Genomic DNA, 16,144 nt, shown 5'->3' with positions numbered 1-16,144 from the left:
AGAAAACTCCATGAAGATGTTGCGTGTCCCTTTGTTGATGATCGGACTACTGCTTTGCGCCCAGGGCTTCGCCGCCACTGAGCAACAGAACAAGATGACCACCTGCAACGCTGACGCTACCGCGAAAACCCTGAAGGGAGACGAACGCAAAGCTTTCATGAGCAATTGCCTCAAAGCTGCACCCGCCGCCGATGCCGCCAAACCCCTGACGCCTCAGCAAGAAAAAATGAAAACCTGCAACGCCGATGCCGCCACTAAGGCGCTCAAGGGCGATGCGCGCAAAACCTTCATGAGTGATTGCCTGAAGAAGAAATAAACAACAGGGTCATGGGTGGGGCGGGAGATTTGTGGGGGCTGTGAGGTCCCCTTCGCGAGCAAGGTCGACCTACACAATCCCTAGTGCTGGCATCGGAACGCTGGCAGACTGCCAATCCTTTTACGCCGTTCGTTTTGAGGCTGTATGCCAACGTTTTCTCAACGTCACGTCTTGCTATTCATCAGTTGGGTCATCATTTTCGGCGGTTTGTTGCTGGTGATACCGCTGCGGTTGCTGCCCAGTCTGCTGGCCGGGCTGCTGGTGTTTGAACTGGTCAACATGCTCACCCCGCAATTGCAGCGCCTGATCGAAGGTCGGCGTGCGCGCTGGCTGGCGGTGGCGTTGTTGGGAACGCTAGTGGTCAGTGTGTTGACGCTGATCTTTGCCGGTGCCTTCAGCTTTCTGCTGCATGAGGCGGAAAACCCCGGCGCTTCTCTCGACAAATTCATGGGTGTGGTTGATCGGGCGCGCGGGCAACTGCCGCCGTTCATCGACGCCTATCTGCCCGCCAGCGCTGCCGAGTTCCGCGTGGCGATTGGCGAGTGGGTGAGCAAGCACCTCAGCGACTTGCAGCTGGTGGGCAAGGACGCGGCGCACATGTTTGTGACGCTGCTGATCGGCATGGTGCTGGGGGCGATCATTGCCTTGCAGCGCGTGCCGGACGTGACCAAGCGCAAGCCCTTGGCCGCCGCGCTGTTCGACCGCTTGCACCTGCTGGTCCAGGCGTTTCGCAACATCGTGTTCGCCCAGATCAAGATTTCCCTGCTCAACACCTTCTTCACCGGGATTTTCCTGGCGGTGGTCCTGCCGATGTTCGGGATCAAGCTGCCGCTGACCAAAACTCTGATCGTGCTTACCTTCCTGCTCGGCCTGCTGCCGGTGATCGGCAACCTGATGTCGAACACCCTGATCACCATCGTCGGTCTGTCGCTGTCGATCTGGGTGGCCGTGGCGGCGCTGGGGTACCTGATTTTTATCCACAAGCTCGAATACTTTCTCAACGCGCGCATCGTTGGCGGGCAGATCAGTGCCAAGTCGTGGGAGTTGCTGCTGGCAATGCTGGTGTTCGAGGCCGCGTTCGGCCTGCCGGGGGTGGTGGCGGGGCCGATTTATTACGCGTACCTGAAGAGTGAGTTGAAGCAGGTGGGGATGGTTTGATCCAAGGGATGCAGTGCCTGGTCTGACGTCATCGCGAGCAAGCTCGCTTGTATGTTTAGACTTGAAGGGGTGGGCGGGACTAAAAGCTCGATTCTGACTCTGACCAGTACAGACCGTGGGAGACTTCTCGTCCCGCCCTTTCTACCCAAAGCGCCGATAAGGAATTCATCGGTAAAACCGACGATAGAGGCAAGCCAGCGCAACGGTAGACCCCGACAAGCTCTTAAACCCTAGCTCCGAGGATTCGTCATGACAATCCTTACTTCGCAGACGGTTGTTGGCATCGATATCGCCAAGGCTGAAATAGTTATCTATCGCTCCGACCTGCAAACCACTGACGCCATCAAGAACGATCGAACAGCCCTTAAACGCTGGCTTAAAACATTGCCCGCCCAAAGCGCTATCGCCGTTGAAGCCACCAACATCTACCACCTGGACACTGTCGAGTTGGCCCATGCGATGGGTCACCAGGTCTATGTCGTGGATGCTTATCGGGTGAGCAACTATCGCCGCGGCATCGGCCAGCGAGCCAAGAACGATCCCTGCGATGCCCGTCTGCTGGCGCGTTATTTGACGAACGAACAAGACGGACTGCGGATCTGGAGCCCGCCACCCAAGGCCTACACCTCGCTGAAAAGCCTGCTCCACAGGCGTGCAACGCTAATCCAGAACCATGCCGGTCTGATGCTGAGCTGGGCCAATGAACCCTTGTTGAAGAAAGTGCAGACCGCCCAGCAAAAGGCCTTCAAGCAAGCGGATCAGGCCATTCAGAAACTGCTGCGCAAGGTCTGCAAAGAGGCGGGTATTGAAGAGAATATCGACCGCTGCAAAGCCATCGAAGGGGTTGGCGAACTGACTGCAACCGGGTTGGCGACGACCTTTATGCGCGGTGATTTTGCCAATAGTGATGCGTTCATCGCGTTTCTAGGGATGGACCTTACGGTCGATGACTCCGGGAAGAAGAACGGCCCCCGGCACTTGACCAAAAAAGGGGATCCGGAAGTACGCCGGTTGGCTTACAACGCCGCAATGGCAGCCTGTCGCTCAGCTAAATGGAAACCGTTTTACGAGTCATATTTGGCAAGAGGCTTCTCGAAAACCCAGGCATTGGTGGCCCTTGCCCGGAAACTCTGCCGGGTGGCATTTGCCCTGATGAAAAATCAGAGCAAATACCAGCCGGCCTGAAGTTGCGGGGTTGCCCTGCAACATAGAATCTCCCACAGGGATTAGTGGTGTTTTGGAGGTGTAAAAAAGCCCCGGCGATTGCTCGTCGAGGCTTCGGGTACTTCAACAGAACTCAGTGTCCGCCGAGATAGGCGTTACGCACTTCCTCGTTAACCAGCAGCTCCTTGCCGGTGCCTGTGAGGCGGATCTCGCCGTTGACCATCACGTACGCCCGGTCCGACAGTTTGAGGGCGTGGTTGGCGTTCTGCTCGACCAGGAAGATCGTCATGCCGGTTTTGGCCAGTTCCCGCAGAGTCGCGAAGATCTGTTTCACCACAATCGGCGCCAGACCCAAGCTCGGCTCGTCAAGCAACAGCAGTTTCGGCCGGCTCATCAGCGCACGTGCGATGGCGAGCATTTGCTGCTCGCCGCCGGACATGGTCATGGCCCGCTGGGTGCGCCGCTCTTCGAGTCGCGGGAACAACTCGAACATGCGTTGCATGTCTTCCTTGGCGTACTTGTCACCGATAGGAATGGTGCCCATCAGCAGGTTTTCCTCGACGGTCATGTCGGGGAACACCCGCCGCCCTTCCGGCGATTGAGCGATGCCATTGGACGCGATGTAGTGAGATGACTTGTGAGTGATATCCACACCCTGATAGATGATCTCCCCGTCCGCCGCCCGCGGCTGACCGAAAATCGACATCAGCAGGGTCGATTTACCGGCGCCGTTGGAGCCGATCAGGCTGACGGTTTCACCTTCATTGATGTGCAGCGAGACTTTCTTCAGGGCCTGGATCGGCCCGTAGAACACATCCAAATCCTTCAGTTCGAGGATGGGTCGGCTCATAGCACCACTTCCTCTTCATCAGCGCCCAGGTAGGCCGCAATCACTTTCGGATCGTGTCGGATGGCGTCGGGGCCGCCCTCGGCGATGACGATGCCGTGGTCCAGTACCACGATGTGGTCGGAAATGCTCATTACCATGCCCATGTCGTGCTCGATCAGCACCACGGTCAGATCGTGCTCGTCGCGCAGCAGCCGGATCATCGCGCTCAGCGCTTCGGTTTCCTGAGGGTTGAGGCCGGCGGCCGGTTCGTCGAGGCAGATGATCTGCGGCCGGGTGCACATGGCCCGGGCGATTTCCAGACGGCGCTGCTGACCGTAAGACAGCTCACCGGCCAGACGGTTGGCGCAATCCACCAGGTCCACCACTTCCAGCCAGTAGAACGCGTGGTCCAGCGCATCGCTTTCGGCTTTGCGATAACCCTTGGTGTTGAGGATGCCGGCCAGCATGTTGCGGTTGACCCACATGTGTTGGGCCACCAGCAGGTTTTCCAGCACCGACATTTCCTTGAACAGGCGAATGTTCTGGAACGTCCGCGCCAGGCCGGCCCGGTTCACCAGGTGGGTGCCGCCGAACATTTTGTAGAACATCCGGCTGGCAAACGCTTTCGGCGAAACGAAATCGGTGGGTTTGAACGATTCGCCCAGCAGCTTGATAACGTTGGTTTGCTCACCGCGCACATTGAGTTCGATCTTGCCGCCCGAGGCCTTGTAGAACCCGGTCAGGCAGTTGAACACGGTGGTCTTGCCGGCGCCGTTGGGGCCGATCAGGGCGAAGATCGAGTTGCGTTTGACCTTCAGGCTGACATCGTTCAACGCCTTGATGCCGCCGAAGTGCATCATCAGTTTCTCGACCGAGAGTACGACTTCGCTCATGGCGCTACTCCTTTACGCGGGGTCACACCGGTACGGCTGATCCGAATCAGGCCGCGCGGTCGCCAGATCATCATCAACACCATCAGGATGCCGAACAGCAGCACGCGATATTCCGCGAAACCCCGCAGCAGTTCCGGGGCGACGGTCAGCACGAAGGCCGCAATCACCACGCCGATGGTCGAGCCCATGCCGCCGAGTACCACGATGGCAAGAATCAATGCCGATTCGAAAAAGGTGAATGAGGTCGGGTTGACGAAGCCTTGGTAGGTGGCGAAGAACACGCCGGCCAGACCGGCCGTCGATGCACCGATGGTGAACGCCGAGAGTTTGACCAGTACGTGGTTCAGCCCCATGGAGCGGCAAGCGATTTCGTCTTCACGCAAGGCTTCCCAGGCGCGACCGACCGGCATGCGGGTCAAGCGGTGCTTGATATGCAACACGGCCAATACCACCAGGAACAACACCGCGTAGATGAAGTAATACTTCACGTCCGGGTTGTAGGCGATGCCAAAGAACTCATGGAACGGTACCCCGCCCTCTTTCGCCCTTTTGCCGAACTCGATGCCGAAGAAGGTGGGCAACGGAGCGGCCATACCATTCGGGCCGCCGGTCAGGGAAAGCCAGTTATTGAGGATCAACCGGATGATTTCACCGAAGCCCAGGGTCACGATTGCCAGGTAGTCACCGTGCAGGCGCAGCACCGGGAAACCGAGGATGCAACCGGCAAGGCCAGCGGTGATCGCCGCCAGCGGCAGCACCGTCCAGAAGCCCAGACCGAGGTATTGGTAACCGAGCGCCAGCCCGTAGGCACCGATGGCGTAGAACGCCACATAACCCAGGTCGAGCAGACCGGCCAGGCCGACCACGATGTTCAGCCCCAGGCCCAGCAATACGTAGATCAGCCCGAGGATGACCACGCCCAGCAGGTAGGAGTTGGAGAAAAACGGGAACACCACGGCAATGACGATCAACAGCGGGATGATCCAGCGCAACCGGGATTTGTAATCAGGCGGCAGTACATGAACGCCGGAGCCGGTGCTTTCAAAGCCTTCGAGAATTCTCAGACCCTTCGGCGTTTGCAGGAACAGGCTCAAGGCAAAGCGGCCAGCCATGACGATAGCGACAATCCATGCCACGCGGGTCGGCTGCAGGTTGAAGCCATAGCCGTCGAGGACGATGCCGACAATCGGGCCGAACACAATCAGGGCGACAAGGCCGGCGAGAATCGCGTCAACCAGGCTTCTTTTGATATCAATGGTTTTTTTAGTGGTTGAAGACATCGCTTACACCTTCGACACAAGAGGACGGCCGAGCAGGCCTTGAGGCCGAAAGACCAGAACAAGAACGAGCAGCGAGAAGCTGAAAACGTCTTTGTAGTCCGAGTTCACCAGACCTGAGAACAGTGATTCGGAGATCCCCAGAATAATCCCGCCAAGCATGGCGCCAGGCAGCGAACCGATCCCGCCGAGTACCGCGGCAGTGAACGCTTTGATCCCGATGACGAAGCCTGCGTAGAAGTCGAACGTGCCATAGTTCATGGTGATCAGAACGCCGGCCAGGGCCGCCATCGCTGCACCGATGATGAACACATAGGAAATCACCCGGTCGGTGTTGATCCCCAGGATCGAGGCCATCTTGCGGTCTTGCTGGGTGGCGCGGCACATACGGCCGAGCTTGGTGTACTTGATGACATAGGTCAGCAGGCCCATACCGACGAACGCTGCGACCAGAATGAAGATCTTGGTGTAGGTGAGCTGGACGAAGCCGGTCCCGACTTCAACTCGCCATGCACCGGTCAGCAGTGTGGGCACGCCTTGTTGACGGGCGCCCTGGGCGATCTGTGCATAGTTTTGCAGGATCAGGGAAATACCGATGGCGCTGATCAACGGTGCCAGTCGTGTGGAGTTGCGCAACGGTTTGTAGGCGACGCGCTCGATGACCCAGCCATACACCGCCGTGACGATGATGGTGAAGACCAGTGTGCCGAGCATCAGCAGGGGGAAGGATTCAATACCGAAGTAAGCCAGCAGAGCCAGACTGATTGCCGCGAGGTAAGCGGAAATCATGTAAACCTCGCCGTGGGCGAAGTTGATCATGCCGATGATGCCATAGACCATTGTGTAGCCGATGGCGATCAGGCCATAGACCGACCCGAGGGTCAGGCCGTTGACCAGTTGCTGCAGGAAAATACCATCCATAACGCAATCTCACGCATTTGAGAGACTGCACAGAAACCGTGTACGACGGACCGGGGTTCAGCCGCCGGCGCAACACGGTTGTGTGCAGCTCTACGAGAAAAGACAGGTACTGCACGGACATGTTGATTGATGGCCCGGCGCACAAGGCGCCGAGCCATCAGCAGTTCATATCACTTCTGTTTTTCCAGTTGGTGGTATTTGCCGTCCTTGTCCCACTGGTAAACCACGTAGTCGGAGACTTTCAGGTCGCCCTTGGCGTCCCAGGTCTTCTCGCCCATCACGGTTTGGACCTTGTTGGCTTTCAGCCATTTGGCAGCGTCTTCGCCCTTGTTGGTCTTGGCACCATTGAAGGCAGCGGCCAAGGTCTGGACCGAGGCGTAGGCGTACAGGGTGTAGCCTTCAGGCTCGGTGCCTTTTTTGCGGAACTCGTCCACTACGGTTTTGCTGTCTGGCAGAAGACGTGGGTCGGCGCCGAAGGTCATGTACACGCCGTCAACGTTCTGCGGGCCACCGGCGGTGGTCACCAGCTCGTCGGTCACGATGCCGTCATCGGACATGAACTTGACGTCTTTGAGGCCCTGTTCACGCAGTTGGCGAACCAGTGGACCGGCTTCCGGGTGCAAGCCACCGAAGTAGACCACATCGGCACCGGCCGCACGGATCTTGGTCACCACGGCGCTGAAGTCTTTCTCACCGCGGGTCAGGCCTTCGTACAACACCGGCGTTACGCCACGCTTGACCAGTTGCGCCTTGGTGGCGTCCGCCAGGCCTTGGCCGTAGGTGTCTTTGTCGTGCAGAACCACGACTTTCTTGCCCTTGAGCACGTCGACGATGTAGTCGCCGGCCACGATACCTTGCTGGTCGTCACGCCCGCACATACGGAACATGGCGCCCAGGCCACGCTCGGTAACGGCTGGGTTGGTGGAACCTGGAGTGATTGCAATGATGCCCGCTTCGTCATAGATCTCGGAAGCCGGGATGGTCGAGGAGGAGCAGAAGTGACCGACTACGCCAGCGACTTTCTGGTTGGTCAGGTCCTTGGCGACCGTCACAGCCTGTTTCGGTTCGCAGGCGTCATCGCCTTTGACCAGTACGATTTTTTCCCCGTTTACGCCGCCCGCTGCGTTGACCGCATCGGCCGCAGCCTGTGCACCCTTCATGTACTGCTCGCCAAATGCCGCGTTGGCGCCTGTCATCGGTCCCGCCACACCGATTTTCACATCAGCCTGTGCAAACGCAGAAACACCCAACGCAGTTGCCACTGCGAGGGCCAGAAAGCCTTTCTTGTAAAACGTCTGGGACATGAGGTGGTGCTCCAAGGTTTTTTTTTAGTTGGCACTGCGACTTCCTGAATGCTCAGAGCAAGGGCCGTGCCATCGGTTTTTTATTCTGAAAAAAGTCGCTGCTTTATTGTTATTTCGACTGTTTCGATCCCATTTTCATTGGGCGTGCAACCGTCTAAACCGCGGAAGGTGAAACCATTTATTTTTAAAGGCGCAACCCGAGCGCGCCATCATTGCAACCGCGGCGCCAAACGACGTGCAACCAGCCTGTAACAACGTGCGTCACCGAAGTGCACACTGCTGGTGCGGGACTGCTACAACCCGCACCTTTTACAGGCTAGTCGCTGCGCGAAAAAGCGCCGCTTTCAGCAACAAATTTCAACAATCAAATAACGATCCGCAGGCACTGGCCTGCGTGATACAGCGAGAATCCGGCCTCGTACAGACAGCTGCGCAATCCCACGCCCGCCAATGGCTGCATGGGCGCAAAGGGAATCGGCAGCGCTTGAGGATTTCCGTTACACAGGTAATCGGCAAAGGCTTTGCCGACGACAGTGCCAGTAGTGACGCCCCGGCCGTTGTAACCGGTGACTGCCACTAAACCGGGCGCCGGCTCGAACAAACGCATCAAATGATCGGGGGTGAAGGCGATGCAACCGGTCCAGGTGCATTCCCATTCCACCGGTTTGAGATAAGGGAAATAGTGCTGCTGAACCCGGTCGGCCCAAGCTTTAAGGAACCAGGTCGGCTTCTGATTGCCATTACCGAGACTGCCGAGCAGCAGACGACCATCCTTATCGCGACGAACACTGCTGAGGACCTGGCGGGTGTCCCAGGAACCCTGGCCACCCGGGAGAATTTGCTGCGCAGCCTCTTCGGTCAGCGGGACCGAGGCCACTTGATAGTAATAACCGGGGAAGAAATTGCGCCGCAATTCCGTCCAGTCACCTTCGGTGTAAGCATTCGAGGCAATCACGACTTGCTCGGCAAGCACCGAACCCTGAGCGGTTTGTACCGACCAGCGTTGGCCCTGACGTTCGAGCCGGGTCACCGGGGAATGATCGAACAACTGACCGCCGAGACCGATGGCCGCTTTGGCCAGCCCCGTCGTGTAGGCCATTGGATTGATCGTGCCGGCACGTCGATCAAGCAGCGCAGCGGCGATCTTTTTGGTACCCGTCGCTTGTTCGCAAGCTTGACCGGTCAGCAATTCCACCGGCGCGCCGCGACGCTTCCATTGTTCTTCACGACTGCGCAAGTCCGCTTCGCCACGGGCGTTGTGCGCCATGTGCAACGTGCCTTCACGGCGTAACTGGCAATCGATGTTGTACTTATCCACAAGGCTGAACACCAGGGACGGTGCCGCACCGAGCATGCGATTGAGCTGACTGCCGACCGCCTCGCCGAAACCGGCTTCGATCTCGTCCGGTGGAATCCACATCCCGGCATTGACCAGCCCGACGTTGCGCCCCGAACCGCCATGACCGGCGCGATGGGCCTCCAGTACACAGACGCTTTTGCCTTTTTCCAGCAGATGCACCGCCGCCGACAGACCGGTGAAACCGGCGCCGATGACGCAGACATCCACCGTCACCTCACCCTTGAGCGCCGCGTTATCAGGCCTTTGCGGCGTCAGTTTTTCCCACAGACACTCTTCGCGTAACGGCATTGCCAGACTCCAATCAGAAACCTAACCAACACACAGTTCCCAGTGTGGGAGCGGGCTTGCTCGCGAAAGCGGTGTGTCAGACAACATCAATGTCGACTGACAGATCGCATTCGCGAGCAAGCCCGCTCCCACAGGGGGATCACTGTTCGACTCGAGGTTTAGTCGAAGGTAATGCCCTGAGCCAACGGCAATTCCAGCGAATAGTTCACGGTGTTGGTCTGACGGCGCATGTAGCCGCGCCATGCATCGGAACCGGATTCACGACCACCGCCCGTTTCTTTCTCGCCGCCAAACGCCCCGCCGATTTCCGCGCCGCTCGGGCCGATGTTGACGTTGGCGATGCCGCAGTCGCTGCCCACCGCCGACATGAACTGCTCGGCTTCACGCACGTCAGTGGTGAAGATGCACGAGGACAGGCCTTGTGGCACGGCGTTGTTCAGGCGCAGCGCTTCGTCGAAATCCTTGTAACCGACCACGTACAGAATCGGCGCGAAGGTTTCGCTGCAGACCACATCGCTCTGCTCCGGCATTTCGACGATGGCCGGGGAGACGTAATAAGCGTTAGGGAATTTGTCTTCCAGTTGGCGCTTGCCGCCGAACACCCGGCCGCCTTCGCTCAAGGCCTGCTCAAGCGCATCCTGCATGTTTTCGAAGCTGTGCTTGTCGATCAGTGGACCGATCAAGTTGCCTTCCAGTGGATTGCCGATGCGCACTTTGGAGTAAGCGGCTTTCAGGCGGGTGACGATTTCTTCTTTCACCGATTCATGGGCAATCAGGCGACGCAACGTGGTGCAACGCTGACCGGCAGTGCCGACGGCGCTGAACAGGATGGCCCGTACGGCCATGTCCAGGTCGGCGCTTGGGCCGAGGATCATTGCGTTGTTACCGCCCAGTTCCAGAATGCTGCGAGCGAAACGTGCGGCGATTTTAGGTGCCACTTCGCGGCCCATGCGGGTGCTGCCGGTGGCGCTGATCAGCGCGACACGCGGGTCATCGACCAGGGCTTCGCCGGCATCGCGACCGCCGATGATGACTTGGCTCAGGTGCGGCGGCGCGTCGCTGAAGTTCTTCAGTACGCGGTCGAACAGCGCCTGGCAGGCCAGGGCGGTCAGCGGGGTTTTCTCCGATGGCTTCCAGATCACCGGGTTGCCGCAGACCAACGCCAGCGCGGTGTTCCAGGCCCAGACCGCAACCGGGAAGTTGAACGCACTGATGACGCCGACGACGCCCAGCGGGTGCCAGGTTTCGCGCATGTGGTGGCCAGGACGCTCGGAAGCGATGGTCAAACCGTACAGCTGACGGGACAGGCCGACGGCGAAATCACAGATGTCGATCATTTCCTGAACTTCACCCAGACCTTCCTGAGTGATCTTGCCGGCTTCCCAGGACACCAGCTCGCCGAGGTCGGCCTTGTATTCGCGCAAGATATCGCCCAGTTGGCGCACCAGTTCGCCACGGCGCGGGGCCGGGACCTTGCGCCACAATTCGAACGCATGATCTGCACGACTGATGTGCTGCTCGACTTCAGCGGCGCCTTCCCAGTTCACGGCGGCGATCTGGCTGCCATCGATCGGCGAATGCACCGGCACTTTGCCGTTCTGGTACAGGGCCGGGTTCACACCAAGACGATCAAGCAATGCGGCAACCATGGGTCACTCCTCAAGCGAAAAACAGAAAACGTGCAGCCGGATTGATTCGGCTGGTGAGGCCTGTAGTTTTAGCGCTCTCGACGTTACCCAACAAACGACCTTTAAGAGAGATATCATTCCGTTTATTCATGCTGCGAATTGCTGGTAAGAAAGAAACAAGAAAAAGGACAACCCATGCTGAATAAACGCTACTTGCCGTCGATCACCGCGCTGCAGTGTTTTGAGGCCGTCACCCGGCATTTGAGCTTCACCCGGGCGGCTGAAGAGCTGAACCTGACCCAGAGCGCGGTCAGCAAACAGGTCGCGCAACTAGAAGAATTGCTGCAGCACCTGTTGTTCCGCCGGGTACGCCGTCGCCTGCAAATGACCCCGGCCGGTGATTTGTACCTGGTGGAGGTACGAAAAATCCTCACGCAGGTCGAGATGTCGACCCACTACCTGCGCTCCTACGGCGGTGAAACCGAAGTCCTGCGCGTCTCGACGCCTCCGACCTTCGGCGCGCGCTGGCTTGTGCCACGCTTGAAAGGCTGGCGCCTGCGCCACCCCTCGATCCATCTGGACCTGTGCAGCGAACAGGAGGCCGACGATCTGCTGCAAGGTCGCAGCGACCTGGCGTTCTACTTCGGCCAGGGTTCACGCCCCGGCACTGAATGCCTGAAGCTGTTCGGCGAAGAGCTGGTGCCGGTCTGCGCACCGGGCAGTCTGCCGGACACGCCGTTCACCGATCCTACACAACTCACCGACCTTGTCCTGCTGCAAAACGCCTCCCGGCCCCAGGCCTGGCACGACTGGTTCGACAGTCAGGGCTACCACACCGAACACAGCTACCACGGCCCGCGTTTCGAAACCTTTTACATGTGCATCCGCGCAGCCCAGGTCGGCTGCGGTGTGGCGCTATTGCCGCGGTTTCTGGTGGAAGAGGAATTGGCCGACGGCAAACTGGTCATACCCTGGCAGCACGCGATGCCCAGTACCGATGCCTATTACCTGGCGTACCCGGAGCATTCGGCGGAAGTGCCGAAAGTGCGGGATTTTGTGAAGTGGATGCTGGAGCAGATCGATAACCCGGACATACCGCAAATTTGAAGCTACACACAATCCCTGTGGGAGCGGGCTTGCTCGCGAAAACGGTGGGTCAGGCGACATCAATAGCGACTGACCGATTGCATTCGCGAGCAAGCCCGCTCCCACAGGGATTGTGTGTAGCCAAAAAAATCGCTGGCAATCACCACTGCCGATATGCGCCACTAGCCCCATTCATTGAAACAGCTGCAACGTCGCCGCCACGGGCCGTGGCCAGCCTGGAGAACCCCGTTATGAGCGAGAGCGTGTTTGGCGATCGCATCGTGCAGAACCTGCTCGACACCGACTTCTACAAACTGACGATGATGCAGGCGGTGCTGCACAACTACCCGAATGTGGAAGTCGAATGGGAGTTTCGTTGCCGTAACAGTGAAGATTTGCGCCCGTATCTGGCGGAAATCCGCTTCCAGATCGAGCGCCTTGCCGAATTGAGCCTGAGCGCCGACCAGTTGAGTTTCATGGAGCGCATCAGCTTCATGAAGCCGGATTTCCTGCGCTTTCTCGGGTTGTTCCGCTTCAATCTGCGCTACGTCCACACCGGTATCGAAAACGGCGAGCTGTTCATCCGCCTGCGCGGGCCATGGCTGCATGTGATCCTGTTCGAAGTGCCGCTGCTGTCCATCGTCAGCGAGGTGCGTAACCGCTATCGCTACCGTGAGGTCGTGCTGGAGCAGTCGCGCGAGCAGCTCTACCGCAAGTTCGACTGGCTCACCGCCAACGCAAGCGCGGAGGAATTGTCCGAATTGCAGGTCGCCGATTTCGGCACTCGTCGTCGCTTCTCGTACCGCGTGCAGGAAGAAGTGGTGAACGTGCTCAAGCACGATTTCCCCGGTCGTTTTGTCGGCACCAGCAACGTGCACCTTTCACGGGAGCTGGACATGAAGCCGTTGGGCACCATGGCCCACGAATGGATCATGGCCCATCAGCAACTCGGCCCCCGGCTGATCGACAGTCAGATTGCCGCCCTCGATTGCTGGGTCCGCGAGTACCGCGGCCTGTTGGGGATCGCCCTCACCGACTGCATCACCACCGATGCCTTTCTCAGCGATTTCGATCTGTACTTCGCCAAGCTGTTTGACGGCCTGCGCCATGATTCCGGTGATCCGGTGCTCTGGGCGGAAAAGGCTATTGCCCATTACCACAAGCTCGGCATCGACCCGATGAGCAAGACGCTGGTGTTCTCCGACAGCCTGACGCTGCCCAAGTCCCTGGAGATTTTTCGGGCGTTGCGCGGTCGGATCAATGTCAGCTTTGGCATCGGCACCAACCTGACGTGCGATATTCCGGGTGTTGAACCGATGAGCATCGTGCTTAAAATGGCCGCCTGCAACGGCCAGCCCGTGGCAAAGATTTCCGATGAGCCTGGCAAGACTCACTGTAAAGACCCGAATTTCGTCGCCTATTTGCGACACGTTTTCAAAGTACCTGCCGCCCTTTCCAGCACATCAAGCACATCAAGCAAGGAGTGAATTCATGCAAGCCGAACAGCGTGAGATTGCTGAACAGCTCAAGGTCCAGCCGCCGTTCGCCGACCAGGCCGCCCTCGAGGCTGAAGTCGCCCGGCGGATTACCTTCATCCAGGATTGCCTGGTCAATTCCGGGCTCAAGACCTTGGTTCTCGGCATCAGCGGCGGCGTCGATTCCCTGACCGCCGGCCTGTTGGCCCAGCGTGCCATGCGCGAACTGCGCACCCGCACAGGCGACAACAGCTACAAGTTCATCGCTGTGCGCCTGCCGTACGAAACCCAGTTCGACGAACACGACGCCCAGGCCTCGGTGGATTTCATCGCCCCGGACGAGCGCCACACCGTAAACATCGGCCCGGCGGTCAAAGCCCTGGCCATTGAAGTAGCGGCCTTTGAAGGCAAGCATGCAGTCTCGGTGGATTTCGTACTCGGCAACACCAAGGCGCGGATGCGCATGGTCGCCCAATACACCATCGCCGGCGCGGCCCAAGGCCTGGTGATCGGCACTGACCACGCGGCGGAAGCGGTGATGGGGTTCTTCACCAAGTTCGGTGATGGCGCGTGCGACCTGGCGCCACTGAGCGGCCTGGTGAAAAACCAGGTCCGGGACATCGCCCGCAGCTTCGGCGCGCCGGAGTCGCTGGTGGAAAAAATCCCGACGGCCGACCTTGAAGACCTGTCGCCCGGCAAACCGGACGAAGCGTCCCACGGCGTGACCTACGCCGAGATCGACGCGTTCCTGCATGGCGAACCGGTGCGTGAGGAAGCGTTCAAGATTATTTGTGACACGTATAAAAAGACCCATCACAAGCGAGTGATGCCGTTCGCGCCTTGACTCTGCCCCTGTAGAAACTTGTAGGAGCTGTCGAGTGAAACGAGGCTGCGATCTTTTGATTGTGATCTTAAAAGCAAGATCAAAAGATCGCAGCCTCGTTTCACTCGACAGCTCCTACAAGGATTCGGGCTGGCCCAAAAATGAGCAAAAAAAAGCGTCCCGAGCGGACGCTTTTTTTATGAGAACGATTCTATTACTTCAGGACAACAGTGCCTTTCATCATCGAGATGTGGCCAGGGAACGAGCAGAAGAAACCGTACTTCTCGGCAGCATCGAGCTTCGATACGTCGAAGGTCACCGAGTCGGTTTCCTTGGCGCCGATGATTTTGGTGTGGGCGATGATGCGCGCGTCACCTTCCGGCAGGTAGTTCTTTTCGATGCCTGCGGCCAGGCCCGCAGTGGCGATCGGCTGCATATCAGCCTCTTTACTCAGCACCCAGTTATGACCCATGACGTTTTTCGGCAGGTTGCCGGAGTGTTTCAGCTCCACGGTGAACGTCTTACAGCTCTTGTCGATGCTGATTTCCTTGGTATCGAAGGACATTTGATCAGTCGAATCGACAGTGACCTTGCATTCAGCAGCCATCAATTGGCTGCTGGCCAGTGTCAGCAGGGATACCGCAACAAGTTTGGCAAACATGGTGAATCTCCAAGGCAGGGTTAACAAAAGTGCGAATGGACAGAAGACTGCCTGAAAACTTCGCAAGTTCCTATGACCTGAATCAAAAATTGTATACAACTTTCGGGCTATGACACCTATCGAAACAATCTACCAGCCAGACGTCTGGGGCGGCCCTATCATCAGGTCGTCCTCACCCATCTGGAGCGTCAGTCATGTCCCTTAACAGCCTGTTGCGCAGTTTGCTCGCCGCCTACGCCTGTGGCGCCAGCGGAACCTGTGAAACACCTGAACGCGAAGTGTAGACCTTGGAACGCCGCGTGCCTGCCTTTACTCTGTGGTCATCCTGACCATGGAGTAAGGCATGTCTTTAGCGTCCGTTTGTGTATTTTGCGGTGCCAGCACTGGCACCAACCCGGCTTATCGTGAAGCGGCTGTCGCCTTGGGGCGAGCATTGGCCGAGCGTAAGCTGACTCTGGTCTATGGCGGCGGCGCCGTCGGGCTGATGGGCATCGTCGCCGATGCTGCGCTGGCGGCCGGCGGTGAAGTGATCGGGATCATCCCGCAAAGCCTCAAAGACAAGGAAATCGGCCACAGCGGCCTGACTCGTCTGGAAGTGGTCGACGGCATGCATGCGCGCAAGGCACGGATGGCCGAGCTCAGTGACGCCTTTATCGCCCTCCCCGGTGGCCTGGGCACACTGGAAGAACTGTTCGAAGTCTGGACCTGGGGCCAGCTCGGCTACCACGGCAAACCGCTGGGGCTGCTGGAAGTGAACGGTTTCTACAGCAAATTGACGTCTTTTCTCGATCATATCGTCGGCGAAGGCTTCGTTCGCGAACCGCACCGTGACATGCTGCAAGTGAGCGAATCGCCGCAAACCCTGATCGATGCGCTGGACACCTGGCAGCCGACAGTGGTGCCAAAGTGGATCGAGCAAAAACCCAGCTAACGGCTGGGCATCGATACAGGGCAGAATACG

Annotated in this window: 14 protein-coding genes and 1 pseudogene; 7 read left to right on the top strand and 8 right to left on the bottom strand. The window is 58.5% G+C overall.

What is annotated here, in order from left to right; genetic code table 11:
• Positions 1-10: 10 nt before the first annotated feature.
• The 3 genes and pseudogenes from ACMXYH_RS03840 (at position 11) to ACMXYH_RS03830 (ending at position 2,685) form a co-directional block, all read left to right on the top strand.
• The gene (locus ACMXYH_RS03840; protein ID WP_033055593.1) at positions 11-316 is read left to right on the top strand and encodes a PsiF family protein; all 306 of its coding nucleotides are present in this window, start codon (positions 11-13) and stop codon (positions 314-316) included.
• A 144-nt stretch (positions 317-460) separates the two neighbouring features.
• Entirely contained in the window at positions 461-1,474 is a 1,014-nt protein-coding gene (locus tag ACMXYH_RS03835; RefSeq protein ID WP_129438906.1) for an AI-2E family transporter, read from the top strand.
• 249 nt (positions 1,475-1,723) lie between these two features.
• Positions 1,724-2,685: pseudogene (locus tag ACMXYH_RS03830) on the top strand (IS110 family transposase).
• 86 nt (positions 2,686-2,771) lie between these two features.
• On the opposite strand, the gene ACMXYH_RS03825 reads toward ACMXYH_RS03830, so the two are convergent.
• The 7 genes from ACMXYH_RS03825 to amaB form a co-directional block, all read right to left on the bottom strand.
• Complete coding sequence (locus tag ACMXYH_RS03825) at positions 2,772-3,488, bottom strand: ABC transporter ATP-binding protein (protein ID WP_415766344.1); 717 nt, start codon at positions 3,486-3,488, stop codon at positions 2,772-2,774.
• Positions 3,485-4,360: an ATP-binding cassette domain-containing protein gene (locus ACMXYH_RS03820; RefSeq protein ID WP_129438930.1), complete on the bottom strand. Its 876-nt coding sequence runs from the start codon at positions 4,358-4,360 to the stop codon at positions 3,485-3,487. Before ACMXYH_RS03820 ends, ACMXYH_RS03825 begins: the two co-directional genes overlap by 4 nt.
• On the bottom strand, positions 4,357-5,640 hold the full coding sequence (livM, locus tag ACMXYH_RS03815; RefSeq protein WP_129438932.1) for a high-affinity branched-chain amino acid ABC transporter permease LivM: 1,284 nt from the start codon (positions 5,638-5,640) through the stop codon (positions 4,357-4,359). The genes ACMXYH_RS03820 and livM overlap by 4 nt, the downstream gene beginning before the upstream one ends.
• A gap of 3 nt (positions 5,641-5,643) precedes the next feature.
• A complete protein-coding gene (locus ACMXYH_RS03810; protein ID WP_054044085.1) occupies positions 5,644-6,558 on the bottom strand; it encodes an ABC transporter permease subunit in 915 nt (304 codons plus the stop codon).
• A gap of 170 nt (positions 6,559-6,728) precedes the next feature.
• Entirely contained in the window at positions 6,729-7,862 is a 1,134-nt protein-coding gene (locus ACMXYH_RS03805) for a branched-chain amino acid ABC transporter substrate-binding protein (protein WP_129438934.1), read from the bottom strand.
• A gap of 364 nt (positions 7,863-8,226) precedes the next feature.
• Positions 8,227-9,510 carry an L-pipecolate oxidase gene (gene amaA, locus ACMXYH_RS03800; RefSeq protein ID WP_008153371.1) on the bottom strand — a complete coding sequence of 428 codons (1,284 nt, stop codon included), beginning with the start codon at positions 9,508-9,510 and terminating at the stop codon, positions 8,227-8,229.
• A 158-nt stretch (positions 9,511-9,668) separates the two neighbouring features.
• The gene (gene amaB, locus ACMXYH_RS03795) at positions 9,669-11,159 is read right to left on the bottom strand and encodes an L-piperidine-6-carboxylate dehydrogenase (protein ID WP_134419869.1); all 1,491 of its coding nucleotides are present in this window, start codon (positions 11,157-11,159) and stop codon (positions 9,669-9,671) included.
• Positions 11,160-11,333: 174 nt separating this feature from the next.
• Between amaB and ACMXYH_RS03790 the strand changes: the two genes are divergently transcribed.
• From ACMXYH_RS03790 to nadE, 3 genes are all read left to right on the top strand, one after another.
• Complete coding sequence (locus ACMXYH_RS03790; RefSeq protein WP_283182732.1) at positions 11,334-12,245, top strand: LysR family transcriptional regulator; 912 nt, start codon at positions 11,334-11,336, stop codon at positions 12,243-12,245.
• A 230-nt stretch (positions 12,246-12,475) separates the two neighbouring features.
• Positions 12,476-13,711, top strand: coding sequence for a nicotinate phosphoribosyltransferase (gene pncB / locus ACMXYH_RS03785; RefSeq protein ID WP_415766343.1), 1,236 nt, complete (start codon positions 12,476-12,478; stop codon positions 13,709-13,711).
• Between the two features lie 4 nt (positions 13,712-13,715).
• The gene (gene nadE, locus ACMXYH_RS03780; protein WP_415766342.1) at positions 13,716-14,543 is read left to right on the top strand and encodes an ammonia-dependent NAD(+) synthetase; all 828 of its coding nucleotides are present in this window, start codon (positions 13,716-13,718) and stop codon (positions 14,541-14,543) included.
• A 193-nt stretch (positions 14,544-14,736) separates the two neighbouring features.
• Here the strand turns inward: nadE and azu are convergent, their stop codons facing one another.
• Complete coding sequence (azu, locus tag ACMXYH_RS03775; RefSeq protein WP_046054918.1) at positions 14,737-15,183, bottom strand: azurin; 447 nt, start codon at positions 15,181-15,183, stop codon at positions 14,737-14,739.
• A 343-nt stretch (positions 15,184-15,526) separates the two neighbouring features.
• Here azu and ACMXYH_RS03770 point away from each other — a divergent pair, with 343 nt between their 5' ends.
• Complete coding sequence (locus ACMXYH_RS03770) at positions 15,527-16,114, top strand: TIGR00730 family Rossman fold protein (protein ID WP_415766341.1); 588 nt, start codon at positions 15,527-15,529, stop codon at positions 16,112-16,114.
• Positions 16,115-16,144: the final 30 nt, after the last annotated feature.

The sequence above is a fragment of the Pseudomonas frigoris genome (assembly GCF_047758635.1).
GTDB lineage: Bacteria > Pseudomonadota > Gammaproteobacteria > Pseudomonadales > Pseudomonadaceae > Aquipseudomonas > Aquipseudomonas frigoris.
Note: the sequence above shows the minus strand (reverse complement) of the source record. Positions and strands in the feature narration are given on the sequence as shown.